This window comes from Lysinibacillus sp. NPDC093216 (assembly GCF_050280325.1).
Classification (GTDB): Bacteria; Bacillota; Bacilli; order Bacillales_A; family Planococcaceae; genus Lysinibacillus.
The window spans coordinates 129,688-146,013 of the sequence record NZ_JBNNVB010000007.1 but is presented as its reverse complement, the minus strand read 5'-3'; the positions used below and the strand labels follow the sequence as shown (position 1 = coordinate 146,013).

The window sequence follows — 16,326 nt, the reverse complement described above, 5'->3', positions numbered from 1 at the left end:
TTCACCCTTTCTTATAATACGCCTTCATCCATTGCACAGCATCCTTATTCGAGACATCTCGAATCGTTTCTACTTCCTCATGTGCAATAATCGAACCATTTTGCAATAAAATGATTTGATCTAAAATAGGCTCTACCTCATATAATTCATGCGTTGATAATAATATTGTTTGGTGTTCAATATCTGTAAATTGAATTAACCCTTTAATGAGCTGTTCACGAACAATAGGATCAAGACCAGAAAATGGTTCATCCATTAAATAATAGGGTACTTCTCGCCCAAGAGTTGCGGCCATTTTCATTCGACCACGGTTCCCCTTTGATAATTGCCGTAGTTTCACACTTTTATCAACCTGTAAAAACTCCGCAACAATACATGCCTTATCATACGAAAAATCTTTGAATTGAGAAGCATAGTGCTGAAAAAGCTGCTCACCTGTGTAAAAATCAAAAAACAAATCAATATCTGGTAAATATGCAATTTTGTCAGCACTTCTACGTGTAACAGGCGTTCCGTTTAGCAATACTTCACCACTTGATGGACGTAATAAACCTGCCAACACTTTTAATAGCGTCGACTTACCACTACCATTTTCTCCAACAAGCCCTATGATTTGTCCCACAGGAAAGGAAAAAGACACATCTTGTAAAATAGGCTTTTTCATATAACGAAAAGAAACATTCGATAACTGTAGCATTTATTTCACCTCACGATTTATTTTGTAAAACAACAAGCATCTCTTCCTTTGAAAATCCAAGTGCTTCAATGGAAGTTAAAAAATGATCTGCTAATTGAGTTTTCATTTCTTCGCGTAAAAGCGCAATTCGCTCTTCATTAGTTGTAATAAATGTACCTTGACCTCGTTTAGTTTCCGTTATATTCATCGCTTCTAACTCCTTATACACCCGTTGCACAGTATTTACATTAACACCTGTTTCCACTGCATATTCTCGTACCGAAGGAAGTCGATCCCCAAGCACTAGATTCCCTTTCAAAATGTCCCCACATATCCGATCTACTAGCTGACTATAAATGGGCTTATCACGTGAAAAGTCGATTGTCATCGTAAAACCACCTTTTCAAGCCACTTTGTCGCTATGAAAAATAGGATTGCTACCAAAATAAAAGTTGCTACTTCATCTACGATATACATTGTGCTCAAACTTAAATTCATTGTTGGTGACTTCGGGAAAAATTGTTCCAGACCCGTTAATGAAATACCCATACGATGGAAAATATTATCATATAACTTACTTTTTGTAAATTCGAACCATAAATTCAAACTGAAGAAAAAGGTAAACATAGTGATAACTACGGAAAAGTTACCAATAAAGTGTTTCATTTGGAAATTAAATGCAAAAAATAGTAGCACTATCACAAACATCATCAATTGGAAAATAACAATAATTGCCACGGTAAATATAAGCAATAAAAGTATTTGGGCGAAGTTGCCTATAATCCCATCTTTAACATTGTAAATAGCTATACTCACAAAGATAAAATTGAAGATAGCGTATCCTATTAAGGAGAATACAATTTTCACACCTACAAGCTGTGCAATGGAACTAGTTGAATGCAGCCAGATCTCTTTGGTCCTTAAGTCATTACGGATACTAACTAGATATTGTAATACCGAAAAAAAACCACCTAACATAAGTACTAATATCGAGAAGAAAAATGGCAGCTGGTTTTCCATCGTAAATTCATTACTAAAACGCCTAATTAAATATGGAACTACCATTGACAGCATGATCCCAATAAAAATCCCACCGAATAACCATGCCCTATAGAGCACCCATTCCTTTTTCAATAGCCCTGCAAAATTTTTCAAAATAAACACCTCGTGTCATAGTGTACTAGCCAAATATTACACTATGACTTTTAACTTTGCAAGTATCAAAAGCAAAAAAAAGGAAGAACCGCTAATTAAATGGCTCTTCCTTCATGAATTTAAGCAGAATAACGTATGCCTCTTGCCTTTTCAGCAAAGCGAGGGGGGTGATTTCCGTACTGACTGGGCGCTTTGTTACTGTCGCTAGGCTTTCGCACAGATAAAACATTTGTTGCTTTCGCGCAGAGCAGAGCTTCCTAGGGGCATTCTGTCTCCACTCCAATCAACCAATTCATCTGACATACGTTTTACAAAATGGCATCCAACTTTTTTAGTTTTATCGGAACACTTTCAGGAATTATCGCCCAACTTTTAATTTTTATCACCCAACTTCTGAATTTTATCGACATCCACCTTGCAAAGAGCAAAAAAAGATTCACACATAAAACTGTGCATGAATCCTTTTACTATTCATTCTTGAATGGAAAAGTTAAAGTTTATCAGCGCAAATGCGGAGTGTTAACGCTACTCGCTCTCCCAAAATATATATATTTAGACTGTTGTCATTGGTTTAACAGAAAAGCTTCTAACACAGTGATAAAAGCCAAATCTAACCCATTTTCCCAACTACTTTAACTTCTTTTCATCTAAGTCAAGTTCGATTATTTCATTAGTGAGCATGTATTCTTGGGAGTTGTCGACACAAGCTAATAAATTTTTTGATGCTCTAAAACCAATGATTTATTGCCAACTCGGTACGTAACTACTATAGAAATCCTGCATTCTTCATTGTGAGATTCGGTGTTAATTGATACAGCAACTCATATTCCGATTTCCCACATTTTCTCCGTTACTTTCCCTACTCTGCCATCAATATTCGTTCCATCAAATTTTGGAAGTTTCAGCTCACTTACGATTTTTCCATCACGCATAAACATCACACGCTCCGTCCGCGCCGCTACTTTTGCATCGTGAGTGACAAGCATAATCGCTGTACCGCCCGCGTTAATTTCGGAAAAGATGTCCATGATCTCCTGTGCTGATTTTGAGTTAAGTGCACCTGTAGGCTCATCGCCGAAGATGATTTTCGGGCTGTTCAAAAGCGCTCGGCAGATCCCTGCTCGCTGTAGCTGCCCTCCCGAAACTTGTGTAATGTCACGCATTTCAAGCTCCTTAATGCCTACCCTCTTCATAAGTGCCCTTGCCTTCTCTGATATTTTTGCAACGTTTTTTCTGTTTTCGCGCATTGATGGAAGAATTATATTATCGAGAATATTTAGATTTTTAAGCATCGTTGGCTGCTGAAATACAAAGCCCATTTTAGTTCTACGTATATCTGAAAGTTCAACCTCTCCGACTGACGATAAATCATTGCCATCAAAAATAACCCTTCCGCCATCAACGCTGTCCATGCCACTCAGTGCAAACATTAGCGTTGATTTTCCCGAGCCAGAGGGTCCCATTATCGCAACAAACTCACCCTCGTTTATGTCAACGGACGCTCCGTCGAGAACATTGCACTTTTCATCGCCCTCACCGAAAGATTTTACAATATGTTCACCGCTTATAATCTTCTTCATAAACTACTCCTTTATATTTTCGGATATTTTTATTTTCCCCGCGCCCGATGTACCAATTATTGTTGTGATCAGTACCGAGCATACCATCATTAACGGACAAATCACGTACGCCGAGAGTGGATTGATTGAAAAACTAAACGACGATGCCCCAAACGAGGAGATAATTGCGCCTGCAAGTACTTCTCCGAGAGTATTTGCTAGTAGAGTGCCAAGGACAATGCCGATCATTGATACGAATACCGCTCGCGAAGCAAACTGTATCGTAATATCCTTATTTGTAAAGCCTAATGCTTTCATGACAGCAATCGAATATCTGTCCTTTACGACAAGCATTTTCATAAATAACAGTGTTACTAGTACCGTTATTACGAGTGCTATGGCAATGGCAGCAATGGATGCTTTGCCGACTGATTTTATAGTCGAGCCGAATGTTTGAGTTACAAATTCATCGATATTGGAAATCTTAGCGAAAGTAAATCTGTCCGCATACTCTGAGACTTTTTCATTAACAAGATATATATCTGAAAGCTTCGCGCAAATCACGCTCCACATTATACCTTCCGAATTGTCGGTAAAAACAGCCTTTGCTGTTTTTCCGCCGTTCGTAATGTCGGAATAAATGCCACTGACCGTGAGCTTTGTCTCCTTCCCCTTCATCACGATCGTAATGACATCGCCGACCTTTTTGCTCATTTCATCAGCGTTCAAAGCCGAAAGTGCAATTTCGTTTTCTGCTGCGGGTGCTCTGCCCTCGGTATATTGAATTGGGAATATTGAATGGTCGCCGAGTTCGATTTTTATATTTTCTTCCGAACCGTCTTCCTTTTTGGTTTTGAATGTCTTAGTTGTAAGGATGGTATATTTTGAAATGGAACTATCACTGTTCATCGATTTTAAAACATCTGCAGATTTTTGGGATATATGATCAGTCTGCTGAATATCGATACGAATATCGTAGTTTCCAATACCCATATATTTAATGAAACTTGTTGAGGAAATCGTGTTGTAAAGGTTTTGTGGAACAATAATGATAAATGCTGAAATTACAAGTACTGCAAGCATTGTGGCGTAAAGTCTTTTCCTTGCAAGAACATCTTTGATACCAAGAAAAATATTCGTGTTAAGCAGTTTGTTTTCATTCAAACTAAAAAGCTTTGCGCCTGCGTTTTTTTCCTGTGAAGTACCAAAACGGATTGCTTCTGCAGCAGATATTTTCCGAAAGCGTCTCAGCACCCCGCTTACATAGGCAATGATTGCGAGGAATACAAGCAGAATTCCGATTATTCCTAAAGCCGCAGCAAAGGAAGAGTTTTCACTTTCCCCCATATAAAGCCGGATATTTTCAAGAAGGATGCCTTTGAATAAGAACGAAAGTGCAAAACCGAGAATACTCCCCCCTGCTGCAATCGCTGTGTACTTCGCAAGATAAATTTTCTTAATGTCAGATAGACGTAGCCCTATTGCCTTCATAACACCAATTTCACGGTAATCGTCCTCAATTTTCGCAAGAAGTGTAAAGCGTATACACATAAATGCGATGGCAACGACGAGAACGCTTATAAGAAGAATAACTGCTATCATGATCCCGTCAGAAAATGCGTTAAGTGTTTTGAAAAGTGGATATGTAATCGTTGGCCCGTTCGCTTCAAGTCCTGCGGAGGCATAAGCAGTTTCAAATTCACCGAGCTCAGATAAATCCTTTAATCTAAACTCAATCAAATATTCCATACTTCCATGGTCTTTTATTGCCGCGTAATCATTCGGACTGACTAGAAATCTTTTTGAAGAAGACAGCATAGAATTCATCTGTGAATCACGAAGGAAGCCCGCTACAGTAAATTCCTTTCCACCTATTACGGCTTTATCACCGACTCTAGTTGTGTTGTCCTTCATATAGTTAATTGGAACATAAAGCTCGCCATCGGATACGTTGATAATGTTTCCTTCAAGATCAAGAAGATAATCGAATTTTTCACTCTGTATGCTGAAACCATTGTCTTGAACATTATTCGCAAGCGAACTATCCCCTAAAATAATTTGCCCGTTATCCATATTGAGAAACTCAAGTACTTGAAATTCATCGACATCGCTATTTTGCTCCGCGAAATTCGCAAGCCGTACAGTATTAATATCCCCCGAGTGCATTTGCATAAAATGCGGAGTTTTCGCCTGATTCATAAGTGAATCAATCGCACCTGAAAGATTGATGATAAGTATCGCCGAGAGAGAAACGAGCATAGCCGCTGCGGCGACAAATATTGTTGTTGTCAGCGTTATCAGTTTGCTTTTAGAAATGTCATTCCGGATTATTCTGTAATACATACGTCACCTCTGTTTTCAAGCTTTTTAACTGACTTCAAGTTGAACAGAATGAATGAAGTAACACATAATAAAATGCCAGCAATTATGATGAGTAAGCCCATTCCTCTGCCTTGACCTGTACCAGTAATTTTCCCTACACTGTCGGCAAGCAATCCGCCGTCAACTAGCAAAGGGGTGAACACATAATCTGCAAGTATACCTGAGAGAGCATAGGCGACAACAAATCCAAGCTGTGAAATTACCCCGATAAGTGACCACGCTCTACCCTGAACGGCATTATCAATGTTAGTACGAACAAGAAAATCCAATGTTGAGTTTGCAAATGGCATCATGGCAAAAAAGAAAAAGCCTGAAATGCAAATAAGTATTATATTTTCGCGAAGTCCGAATGCCGCCATAAATACTCCTTCAAAAAATAGCGAAAACGAAAGAATTTTCACATAACCTTTTTTGATTGGAAGAAATCCAATGATCACACTGGATACGAGCATCCCCATAGCAACAAAAGTTTCCACCGTTCCTATTACGGAGCTGCTCGTAAAAGTAAGCAACATCGGAATGGAAAGTGTTTCAATAATTCCAAGATAAAATGTCAGCACCGATGTCATCATTACAAGAACGAGCACACCTCGATTTTCAGAAACTGCACGCCAACCATCTTTGAACTCATGGAAAAATGATTGTGTCTGTTCATACTTCTTTGAAACAAGACCTCTCCGTACTGCAAGGGCTGAAGAAACGGTTACAAAAAATGTACAGATGTCGATGACAAGCAAAAGCTTTATATCCGAAACGACAAGCAAAAATCCCGCAATAATAGGTGAAATCAAATATTTTGCAGAACCCGCCACCTGGACTAAACCACTTGCCTTTGTGTATTGTTCCTCGGTCAGTAAATCCGTAACCGTAGCCTTGTATGCGGGATCAAGCAGCGATGAAAACACCGAGCTTATTGTAACTCCCACACAAATCTGCCATAACAGTGCTTCCCCGCTAAGCATACAGATAAGAATATAAACAAGTCCTATCGCTGAAAGACTGTCGCCTAACACCATTAAAAGTCTTCGGTCATAACGATCCGCAAGCACTCCTGCTACAGGGCTTAATAGAAGCGAAGGCATAAACGCAAGTAAGGTTACAAGTGCCATTGCCGATGCCTTTCCCGTCTGTCAGAAAACATAAATACCAAGCCCAAACGCTGTAAGCCCGCTTCCTATTGCTGAAATTAGTTGTCCTGACCATAGCAGAAGAAATCTCCCGAATAACCCCTCTGAATTAACTGTTGTTTCTATTTTCTTCACCCCCACTGCCAAACATCTTCATCATGTACATAAGACTTCCGCTTTCGACACCGAGCAGTCTTTCTACGTTGAATATAAAAGCTGGTATACGTGCAGCACGTTCTTCATCTGTCAGATCTACCATATCATCATCAAAAACGGTATTCGTATAGGCCACAATCATTTCCATACATTCATACGGATACGGTGTACTAAATAGTCCTTGCTCAATACCCTCACGAATTATTTCCGTCAATATCGGTGGAAGACCATTAATGATAACCTTTTGTATTTTCTGATGCATAAGCGCGTTCTGAGGCTTATGTATATGGTCAATAATTTCCTTGCCATTTCCGCCGCTTATGTTTAGTGCCATCACAACACGAACAATACGCTCGTGAACGGCTATGCTCTTATCTGCAGCAATTCCATTGGCTGCACCTAAAATTTGAGTATTATATCGATCAATAAGCGCGTCCATAATATCTTCCTTCGACTTGAAGTGATAATACAGCGTTCCCCGTGCAATTCCGACCTTTTCAAGAATATCGTTAGTACTTGTGCCATCAAAACCCTTCTGGCCGAAAAGCTCATCAGCCGCATCAAGTATTTCGTTTCTGCGCTCTATCGCTTCTTTTCTCATGTTTACTCCCCCTTAATAGACCGACTGTCTGTCGATAAAAATTATAGCATTTTACAATAAATTGTCAATGGGCTATTCCGATTTTGTAAAAAACTATCAATTTATTTCCTAAATATCTAGAGGTAAATAATAAATTTATCCATACAAAATTATCCTTTTAACGCATAATAAGTGATAGAATAAAATGTAAAAAGTTTATGTGCTGAGTGAGGTAAACAATAATGTCTGAAGTAAAAAAAATCGATTATACAATAGGGAAAAAAATACGTGAAAGTTTACAGGCAGATTGCCAAAGCTGTTTTGGTCTATGTTGCACGGCTTTAAACATTGCTGCTTCTAGCGACTTTGCCATTAATAAAGCAGCTGGGACACCTTGCCCTAATCTACAATCGGATTTTAGCTGTCAAATTCATAGTAAACTTAGAGATCAAGGGTTTAAAGGGTGTACAGTTTTTGATTGTTTAGGAGCAGGACAAAAGGTGTCACAAACAACCTTCCATGGACAAGACTGGCGACAACACCCTGAAATTTCTGAGAAAATGTATCGAGTCTTTCCGATTATGGAACAACTTTATGAAATGATCGCCTACGTAGCAGAGGCATTATCGTATACGGTCGATTCATTCCTATTTAATAAACTACATATGCAATTAGAACAACTACAGCGTGCAACTGAGCTAGAAGCAGATGCATTACTAGCAATAGATATTCCTAATTTCCGACTGCCAGTGAATGTTTTACTGTTAGAAACAAGTGAGCAAATTCGCCAAAACCTTATCGAGAATATTAATGGAAAAAACGCTCGAAAGTATAACTATCGTGGGGTTGATTGGATTGGGAAGAATTTAAAAGGCAAGGATTTAAGAGCAACCGATCTTAGAGGAGCTTATTTAATTGCTGCCAACCTACAAAATGCAGATTTAAGAGGTATTGATTTTATAGGTGCGGATTTACGTGACGCAAATTTACGTGGCGCAGACCTTTCTAGCAGTATGTTTTTAACCCAAATGCAAATAAATTCAGCACAAGGCAATCACCAAACAAAATTACCCTCTCACCTGAAGCGTCCGTCTCATTGGGGTAACTAACTTCTAAGCAGCTCCCCCTCAGACTGAGAAAAACACTATTTTGTTTAGCTGCAGTTTCTATAAATCATGAAAAAGAGCAAATAGAAAAAGCGTGTTTTGAAAAAAGAATGATCAAAACATGCTTTTTCTATATTCAATTGAACCGTACTTGTCGCTACAGAAAACACTTGTTGATGAAAAAAGTTAAACTCCAAACTGTTTAAAATGATGGTCAAGGTGCTTGTATACGCATTTACCCCATTGCTCAGAAGTGAGTTTCCCAAAAAAAGGATGCGGATGTGTTGTGCACTTCTCTGGTCCGTTATTTTGGAATGTGATAATTTTTTGTTTAAGCTTTTCTTTTTCTGTCTCAAATTCTCTATCATCTGCAATCAAAATAGTTGGAATAGTAGACATATTATGAGGCAATGTCTTGTCATTGTAAACGATTTGTTTTGCAAACCTCCCTACTATTATTCCTAACCAACTCCTTGGTGGAAAAGAATTTCCCATTGCGATGTCCTGGAAAGATGAACAATGCGCTAGCATTTGGGCAACATCCATTTTTCCCCATTGCGGTTGTGAATTTGGACTCAATTTGTCGATACGCTTTAAAACTTCTGCTGTATGCATATGGTCAAAAATATTTTTCATTAGTTTGGATATCCCCTTTAAAGATGTACGGTATTTTAAACGGCTGACACCGCTATTTATAATAAAGTTTGATTAAGACTACAGAAATATTCAAAGCAGCTGTAGCACTTGTGAGATTTGATTCAATCATAACCACAGCTTTGACATGCAGCGCTCCATATGAAAATGTAGAGTTCCAGTAAGTGAGTGAACAACATAACAAAAGGACTTACGTGTATGAGTTGTAATACGCACAAGTCCCCTAGATTGTTGGAGCATTCATTATGAAAATTGTACTTAATGATTATACAATCCCTATTCCAGTAAAGCTACATCTATAGATTATTAATTACGAATACATTCAGAACCCAACCAAGAATTGAAATGATAATAATACTCCATGCATTTTTCTTACGCTGTATTACACCTACAATTCCCATAATCACCCCTAATAATGGTGAAAATAGAATACCGATAATATACGCAAAAATATTGTAGGTTTGATAACTGTAGCTTTCGTTACTTTCATTACCGTATTTGTTGTCACTATCCATCTCCATCCCCCCATATTCTTTTGGCCAACTTGATGTTGGTCACTGAGTCATGTGTTGATGTTGCTGTCACTTTGCTTTCGCACAGATAAATTGCCACAGGACATGATGTTCTTGGACAAAGTTCCTCTATTTCTGAGGATATTTGGACTTCCGCTGAAACAAGTTAAAACAATTGTAGCACGAGTCCAACTTTGAGTTAGCTACCGTAACAATTTATAAAGCCTATTCGAATAATAACTCAAAAAAGCTTATTCCTTCTTCCATTTATAGGGGATATTTGCCCAATCGTAAAATATATGAAAAAGGAAAATTAAAATTGAAACTCCAATAATTTGTCCCCATTGAATGTCACCACGAAATAACCATTGAAATATAATACATAGTATGAAAAAAATTAACGGATATTGTATATTTTTCTTTATGATTTTCACCATATTCATCCTCTCCATACAATAATACTCTATTTCTACTTATTGAAGAAGCCCCTACCTTTCGTTTCAATAAGCACAACTTTATTCAGAAAAGGTAAAAACAATACAATTAATTACATAAAATATTTATCGACAAGCAAAAAGGCAGATGAAAATATATTCATCCGCCCTTCTACTTATTTTTGTTTCTTTTTATAAATAATCGTAGCTACAACAAGTAAAAGTAAAATCGCTTGTCCAAGCATTGTTTCTACTGTTGGATAGAATCCAATGATGCTGACAACTGGCAAGCCATCCACAATTGTTGTTGAAACTGAATCTCTTAGCTGCAAAGTGTGCAGACTGACACCAATAATTTTAAATGCCAATACATAGATTAACACCGTTGCCACTGCGAAAAATTTATGAATTGGAATTTTTCCACTTGCTTTCAATAACACAAATGCAAAAATAGCTAATAATAAAAGTGCTACTATGATACCTAGTACAAATTGAGATGTCTCCATTTTAGGTGCAATCCCCGCATAAAAGACAAGTGTTTCTGCACCTTCACGGAAAACGGATAGGAAGCTAATTGCTGCCATCGCAAACACCGAGCCAGTTGAGATGGCATTGCCCATTTGTTTGGAAATATAGCGATTCCAGCTTGTCACACTTGATTTACTATGGAGCCAAATACCAACTCCAATCATCATTGCAGCTGCTAGTAACCCAATATAACCTTCCATCAGCTCTCGACTTGTATCAATTGTCGCAGATTGGAAAAGTGTCGACATTAAAACAGCTGCTACCGCTGATAGTAAGATCCCTACAAATGCGCCAACAAATATCCATTTGCGCATTGTTTTTTGTCCAGATTTCTCTAAGAACGATACTAATGCCATAATAATGAGCAGTGCCTCTAAGCCCTCTCGCAGTAAGATTAATGCTGCATCCCACAGAGTATAATCCGAGTCACCTTGAATCAGCTCAATTTCAGTGCGGAAAGTATCAAGCTTACTTTTAATTGCTTTGACATCGACGTTTGATTTTAATAAGTCACTAACGAGAATCGGCATATCACTTTCAATTTTTGTATAAAGGCTACCGTTACGTGTTGAAATATCAATCTCTACACTTGGCCATATTTTAATGAACTCTCGAATTTTATCAGATGCAGCCTTGTAGTCACCTGCATCGATAAAATCATTCGCCTCATCAATATAAGCGACTAATGTTGCTAAAGAATACTCACCTTCAACAACTTTCGCCGTATCATTACCTGCTACAAAATCCTCGATTGTTTGTTTTAAATCTGCATATTGCGATTGCATTAAAGTTACATCTGGCTTTTCAGAAGCAAGTGAGATCCGAATAAAGGCCATCTGTGTTTCAATTTGACCGTACATCGCAATGCTTTGCTCACGTACAGGGCGTTCAATTTTCTTCCATTTCGCATTAAAATCCTTATACGCCGCATCGATTGTAGTTAAATCACCGCTAGATAAAGCATCTTCAAATGCTTTCATGATAGGTTTAAATTTCGTGCCAAATTCTGCTCGCTGCGCGGCTTCATCTACAGGATTCTCAAGCTTTTCTAATGCACGTAAGGCATTTGACAAGTCAGATAGTGCCTTTAAACGTTCATCCTTAGACGTAGCTTCAACTGCTTGCGTAAGAATTTCGTCCACTTTTTCTTTTGCATCCTTTTGCTCAGAAGTGACCGACGCCCAGTCTGTAGCAAATTGTTCAAGGGCATGTTGTGCCTCAGCTTCTTTGTCTTGCTTCGTATTCATTAGCGCATCACTTATAGAAATGTACAAATGACTATATGATTGCGCTGCCTGCACCGGTACAGCAAGTGCCAATAACAAGCAAAGTACTAAACTACAACGTGTTAAAAAGTGCTTCACCTATATAACTCCCCTTTGATACACCAGGGAAACAAGCAAACACTGCGCTGCCTCGATGGGTAATGTACTCATTCATTTTATCCATTCGCCCTAAGCTATTTTGAACTGTTGTAAATTGGGCTGGGTCTTTTTGATAAGATATAAATAATAGTCCGGCATCGTGCGCACCAGTATTCGTCATAACACCTGATGCATAAGAGTAAGAACGACGTAAAATACGTGCACCTGATTTACGTGCCAAATGGACATGTGAAGTATCTGGCATAATATACTCACCGTTACTATCTTTCGCCTCTACATCAAAATCATCGAACTCTTTCTTTTTACCGAAAGGTGCACCACTATCGCGATAACGACCAAATGTTGCCTCCTGCTCCTTCAAAGATGTGCGATCCCATGTTTCAAGATGCATTTGAACTTTACGTGCAACTAAATAAGAGCCGCCTTTTAGCCATCCTTTATCGACCCATACAACTTTATTTAAATCTTTGTCGTCGGTAGTCGATGGATTTCCAGTGCCATCCTTAAATGCAAATAAATTTCTCGGTGTTCCCCCACCAGCGGGGAATGAGTTAAAGCCTGCTTGAGACCATTTAATTTCAACCTTGCCTGAAGCTGCTCGAACTAAATTACGCACTGCGTGGAATGCTACCTGTGGATCATCCGCACAAGCTTGAATACAAAGATCGCCACCAGTAAATTCTTTTTGCAATTGATCTTTCGGGAAATGCGGTAAATCTTTCAATTCAGCAGGTTTCAAATGCTGGATACCAAGCTTATCAAACAAAGATGGTCCTATACCTATTGTGATCGATAAGTTTGATGCATCCAATCCTGCCGCCTCACCCGTATCTCCTGTTGGGATACTAGCATTTTTCGTTAAATCTACCATTAATTCACCATTCATTAAACGTACAACAAGAGGTGTCCATTGTTTGAACAACTCTTGTAGTTCTTTCTTTGATGTAAATAAAACATCCAAAGAAGCAAAATAAATATTTGTTTGGACTGGTGTAATAATGCCAGATTGATGTTTTCCATAGAAATCAACTTTATTACGTGCTGTCGTGCTGTCCGCAACAGGCTCAAAGACATCATAGCCCATTACTTTCATAACACCACCTAAGCCAGAAGCACCGATAGCTACACCAGCTACTCCGATACCCGATAGCTTTAACATGTCACGTCTAGATATTTTTTTATTCATCCATTTTTCATCATTTGACGCTGTCATTCATTATCACTCCAAAATAATACCCATTTGACTTAATGGTTCTCCAAGTTGATTAACTGCTGCTGCAAGTGCTTTTGTGTTTTCTTCCGTTAACTCTTCGTAAGAAACATACCCACCATCAGCTGTTGCATGCTGTGCCAATAAATCATCTACTGCTTTGAATTTTTCATCTAATGTAGCTACTAAGTCATTGTCTTTCGCTTCTAATTTCGGACGTAGGATTTCAAAGATTTTTTCTGCGCCTTCGATGTTTGCTTTAAAGTCATAAAGGTCTGTGTGAGAATAAATTTCTTCTTCACCAGTGATCTTAGATGTCGATACTTCATTTAATAAATCAACAGCACCCGTAATCATTAAATCCGGTGTTACTTCTACAGTTTGAACTAAAGCGTGTAATTCTTTTGCGTCTGCTAGTAATTGATCTGCAATTTTCTCATAGCCTGCTGTTTTATTTTCTACCCAAAGCGCATGCTCAAGCTTATGATAGCCAGTCCATTCTTCCTCGCCTTTACCTTCTTCTTGGATATCAGCTAAACGACCGTCAATTCGTGGGTCAAGATCACCGAAGCTCTCAGCGATAGGCTCTGAACGCTCAAAATACATACGTGCTGGTGCATAAGCTGCTTTAGCTTTTTCAATATCACCAGATTTAAATGCGTTCACAAAGTCTTCTGTTTTTATTAAGAATTGATCCATTTGCTCTAAAGCAAATTTTTGATAGGCTGCTAGTTCAGCAGATAAATCAACCTTTGAAGCTTGCTCTGTTTGCTCTGTTGCAGGCTTATCTACTTTTTTAGCTTCATCTGTATTGCCGCAGCCAGTCATAAGAATGCCCCCTGCAACTAATACTGACAATAATGATGTTTTTTTCATGCTAAGTACCTACTTCCGAAATAGTTTATATCGAGAATGATAATGATTATCATCTTCAAATGCAAGAAGTATTTTCATTTAAAGAAAAAAACATCATTATCTAGTTGATAATGATGTTTTTTCTTCAATATAACGATTCTAACCTATGAAATTTTTGCTTGTTTTTCATACTTTCCGTATAAGAAATAATAAAGGACAATTGAAACTAAAATAACGAATACCATCGCGAAGAAAATGGCACTGTACCCCGACGTAGGGACGAAGAATCCTAAGAAATAAGGACCAACCCCCAAACCTAAATCATATAAGATAAAATATGTCGATGTCGCAAGTCCTAAACGCTCATTTGGTGTAACTTTAATAGCTATTGCTTGCGCTACTGAGTTGAAATTGCCATAACCAATCCCTATGCAAGCAGCAGCTAGTAAAAAGACAACACTACTTGTCGCCGAACTAAAGGCATACATACCGATCGCAAAAATGACTAGACATGGATAGATAACAATGTTCGCACCTCTAGTGTCTAGTAATTTCCCTGTAAATGGACGTGTCGCTAAAATAACAATTGCATAAATAATAAAGAAATAACTTCCTGCTGTAACCAAATTAAGCTCTTTCGCGTAAAACGTCATAAATGACATAACCCCTGAATAGGCAAAGCCAATAACGAGCGCCACAAAAGCAATTGGCACAGCGCGCATTTCGATAAAATTACTTAGCTTAAAGCCTGTTTTCTCAGCCATTTCTTTGGCCTTCTTCGGTGCATCCGGAACGGTTACGATAAAATACATCAAAAAGCAAACAATAGCTAATACGGAATCAACAGCAAAAATCATACGATAATCTTCAAACAGCTGTGTTAAAAGAATACCTACAAAAGGTCCTATAGCCGTTGCTAAAATAGCACTTAAGCTGTAATAACCAATACCTTCCCCTCGACGCTCAGGCGGTAAAATTTGCGCAATAATTGTTCCTGTCGCCGTACTAGCCACCCCAAGTGCAATCCCTTGTACTAAACGATTGATCATTAAAAGTGGCAAATTCGTTGCGATGAAATAAGACATCGTTGATAGCATAAACAATAATAATCCACAAAATAATGTTTTCTTGCTACCCCAATCCCCAATGATACGCCCTGTCCCAAGACGACCAAATAAAGTACCAATAATAAAAATACTCGATACAAGCCCTGCCGTACTAGTTGAAGCCCCAAAGTGCTCAACCGCATAACCTGCAATTGTTACCATCAATAAATAAAAAATTAATGTAATGGTAAAGTTTATAAGTGAGACGATTAAAAAGTCCTTCGTCCAAAGTTTTTGTCTAGATGCTTCCACTTTTTTCTCTCCTACCTATTGATATTTGCACAAATGTTCGCTAAAACTTTTGTCGCAATTTCAATATCCTTCTCTGATACGCCTGCGAGTGCCTGTTCAAAAAATGGTTTTAATTGTGCCTTAATTTCCTGCACAACCTCTTCACCATTAGCCGTTAATTTCACAAGCTTTTCGCGCTTATCCCTACCCGCTACCGTTTCCACATAGCCAAGCTCCACAAGCTTTTGCACAAGCCTTGTCACACTCGGCTTTTCAATAAACATAAAATTCGCAATGTCAACAAATGTATGTGGCCCTTTATCCATCAATAACCGAAGGAGAGCCCATTGAGAACTATACAACTGGTATTTCTCTAACTGCACATTTACTAGATTGATAAACGGTCTGTACATTAAGCGGTATTGATTAAAAAATTCTTGTTCGATTGTCAAAAATACCACTCCTTTTAAATTAGTTAGCCTAGCTAACTATATACTTAAAAATTCTATTTGTCTAGTAGGGAATTTGCGAGAATACTGTCATTTTGAGAATGTTCTTTCCGTCAGTGTGGTAGTTCTTTCCGTCGGGACCAGAGTTCTTTCCGTCGGTGAGACCTTCCTTTCCGTCGTTGCTGATTCTATCCGTCACCTTGAGGGTTCTTTCCGTCGGT

Annotated in this window: 15 protein-coding genes; 1 reads left to right on the top strand and 14 read right to left on the bottom strand. The window is 38.3% G+C overall.

Annotated elements, in window-relative coordinates:
• Nucleotide 1: 1 nt before the first annotated feature.
• The 7 genes from ACQKOG_RS10710 to ACQKOG_RS10680 form a co-directional block, all read right to left on the bottom strand.
• Nucleotides 2-697 carry an ATP-binding cassette domain-containing protein gene (locus tag ACQKOG_RS10710; protein ID WP_370082288.1) on the bottom strand — a complete coding sequence of 232 codons (696 nt, stop codon included), beginning with the start codon at nucleotides 695-697 and terminating at the stop codon, nucleotides 2-4.
• A 10-nt stretch (nucleotides 698-707) separates the two neighbouring features.
• Complete coding sequence (locus ACQKOG_RS10705; RefSeq protein WP_370082286.1) at nucleotides 708-1,064, bottom strand: GntR family transcriptional regulator; 357 nt, start codon at nucleotides 1,062-1,064, stop codon at nucleotides 708-710.
• On the bottom strand, nucleotides 1,061-1,840 hold the full coding sequence (locus ACQKOG_RS10700; protein ID WP_370082284.1) for a hypothetical protein: 780 nt from the start codon (nucleotides 1,838-1,840) through the stop codon (nucleotides 1,061-1,063). The genes ACQKOG_RS10705 and ACQKOG_RS10700 overlap by 4 nt, the downstream gene beginning before the upstream one ends.
• Nucleotides 1,841-2,652: 812 nt before the next feature.
• A complete protein-coding gene (locus ACQKOG_RS10695; RefSeq protein ID WP_370082282.1) occupies nucleotides 2,653-3,411 on the bottom strand; it encodes an ABC transporter ATP-binding protein in 759 nt (252 codons plus the stop codon).
• A 3-nt stretch (nucleotides 3,412-3,414) separates the two neighbouring features.
• Complete coding sequence (locus ACQKOG_RS10690) at nucleotides 3,415-5,733, bottom strand: ABC transporter permease (protein WP_427446306.1); 2,319 nt, start codon at nucleotides 5,731-5,733, stop codon at nucleotides 3,415-3,417.
• Nucleotides 5,718-6,881, bottom strand: coding sequence for an MFS transporter (locus tag ACQKOG_RS10685; protein WP_402869136.1), 1,164 nt, complete (start codon nucleotides 6,879-6,881; stop codon nucleotides 5,718-5,720). The genes ACQKOG_RS10690 and ACQKOG_RS10685 overlap by 16 nt, the downstream gene beginning before the upstream one ends.
• 127 nt (nucleotides 6,882-7,008) lie before the next feature.
• Nucleotides 7,009-7,656, bottom strand: coding sequence for a TetR/AcrR family transcriptional regulator (locus ACQKOG_RS10680; RefSeq protein ID WP_370082276.1), 648 nt, complete (start codon nucleotides 7,654-7,656; stop codon nucleotides 7,009-7,011).
• Nucleotides 7,657-7,877: 221 nt separating this feature from the next.
• Between ACQKOG_RS10680 and ACQKOG_RS10675 the strand changes: the two genes are divergently transcribed.
• Nucleotides 7,878-8,744 (top strand): pentapeptide repeat-containing protein, encoded by an 867-nt coding sequence (locus tag ACQKOG_RS10675; protein ID WP_402869134.1) that lies wholly within the window; start codon nucleotides 7,878-7,880, stop codon nucleotides 8,742-8,744.
• A gap of 183 nt (nucleotides 8,745-8,927) precedes the next feature.
• On the opposite strand, the gene ACQKOG_RS10670 is transcribed toward ACQKOG_RS10675, so the two are convergent.
• From ACQKOG_RS10670 to ACQKOG_RS10640, 7 genes are all read right to left on the bottom strand, one after another.
• Nucleotides 8,928-9,377, bottom strand: coding sequence for a DUF1569 domain-containing protein (locus ACQKOG_RS10670; protein ID WP_370082272.1), 450 nt, complete (start codon nucleotides 9,375-9,377; stop codon nucleotides 8,928-8,930).
• Between the two features lie 314 nt (nucleotides 9,378-9,691).
• Entirely contained in the window at nucleotides 9,692-9,910 is a 219-nt protein-coding gene (locus ACQKOG_RS10665; protein ID WP_370082271.1) for a hypothetical protein, read from the bottom strand.
• 607 nt (nucleotides 9,911-10,517) lie between these two features.
• Nucleotides 10,518-12,233, bottom strand: a complete 1,716-nt coding sequence (locus ACQKOG_RS10660; protein ID WP_370082269.1) for an FTR1 family iron permease — start codon at nucleotides 12,231-12,233, stop codon at nucleotides 10,518-10,520.
• Nucleotides 12,208-13,467 (bottom strand): iron uptake transporter deferrochelatase/peroxidase subunit, encoded by a 1,260-nt coding sequence (gene efeB / locus ACQKOG_RS10655; RefSeq protein ID WP_370082267.1) that lies wholly within the window; start codon nucleotides 13,465-13,467, stop codon nucleotides 12,208-12,210. The genes ACQKOG_RS10660 and efeB overlap by 26 nt, the downstream gene beginning before the upstream one ends.
• Nucleotides 13,468-13,473: 6 nt before the next feature.
• Nucleotides 13,474-14,340, bottom strand: a complete 867-nt coding sequence (efeO, locus tag ACQKOG_RS10650; protein WP_370082265.1) for an iron uptake system protein EfeO — start codon at nucleotides 14,338-14,340, stop codon at nucleotides 13,474-13,476.
• 143 nt (nucleotides 14,341-14,483) lie between these two features.
• Nucleotides 14,484-15,677 carry an MFS transporter gene (locus tag ACQKOG_RS10645; RefSeq protein ID WP_370082263.1) on the bottom strand — a complete coding sequence of 398 codons (1,194 nt, stop codon included), beginning with the start codon at nucleotides 15,675-15,677 and terminating at the stop codon, nucleotides 14,484-14,486.
• A gap of 11 nt (nucleotides 15,678-15,688) precedes the next feature.
• Entirely contained in the window at nucleotides 15,689-16,117 is a 429-nt protein-coding gene (locus ACQKOG_RS10640) for a MarR family winged helix-turn-helix transcriptional regulator (RefSeq protein WP_402869131.1), read from the bottom strand.
• Nucleotides 16,118-16,326 lie beyond the last annotated feature (209 nt).

Coding starts and splice junctions, on each gene's coding strand:
- efeO (WP_370082265.1), bottom strand. CDS start 14,340: ATGAAAAAAACATCATTATTGTCAGTATTAGTTGCAGGGGGCATTCTT.
- ACQKOG_RS10665 (WP_370082271.1), bottom strand. CDS start 9,910: ATGGATAGTGACAACAAATACGGTAATGAAAGTAACGAAAGCTACAGT.
- ACQKOG_RS10680 (WP_370082276.1), bottom strand. CDS start 7,656: ATGAGAAAAGAAGCGATAGAGCGCAGAAACGAAATACTTGATGCGGCT.
- efeB (WP_370082267.1), bottom strand. CDS start 13,467: ATGACAGCGTCAAATGATGAAAAATGGATGAATAAAAAAATATCTAGA.
- ACQKOG_RS10705 (WP_370082286.1), bottom strand. CDS start 1,064: ATGACAATCGACTTTTCACGTGATAAGCCCATTTATAGTCAGCTAGTA.
- ACQKOG_RS10670 (WP_370082272.1), bottom strand. CDS start 9,377: ATGAAAAATATTTTTGACCATATGCATACAGCAGAAGTTTTAAAGCGT.
- ACQKOG_RS10675 (WP_402869134.1), top strand. CDS start 7,878: ATGTCTGAAGTAAAAAAAATCGATTATACAATAGGGAAAAAAATACGT.
- ACQKOG_RS10690 (WP_427446306.1), bottom strand. CDS start 5,733: ATGTATTACAGAATAATCCGGAATGACATTTCTAAAAGCAAACTGATA.
- ACQKOG_RS10695 (WP_370082282.1), bottom strand. CDS start 3,411: ATGAAGAAGATTATAAGCGGTGAACATATTGTAAAATCTTTCGGTGAG.
- ACQKOG_RS10710 (WP_370082288.1), bottom strand. CDS start 697: ATGCTACAGTTATCGAATGTTTCTTTTCGTTATATGAAAAAGCCTATT.
- ACQKOG_RS10685 (WP_402869136.1), bottom strand. CDS start 6,881: ATGGCACTTGTAACCTTACTTGCGTTTATGCCTTCGCTTCTATTAAGC.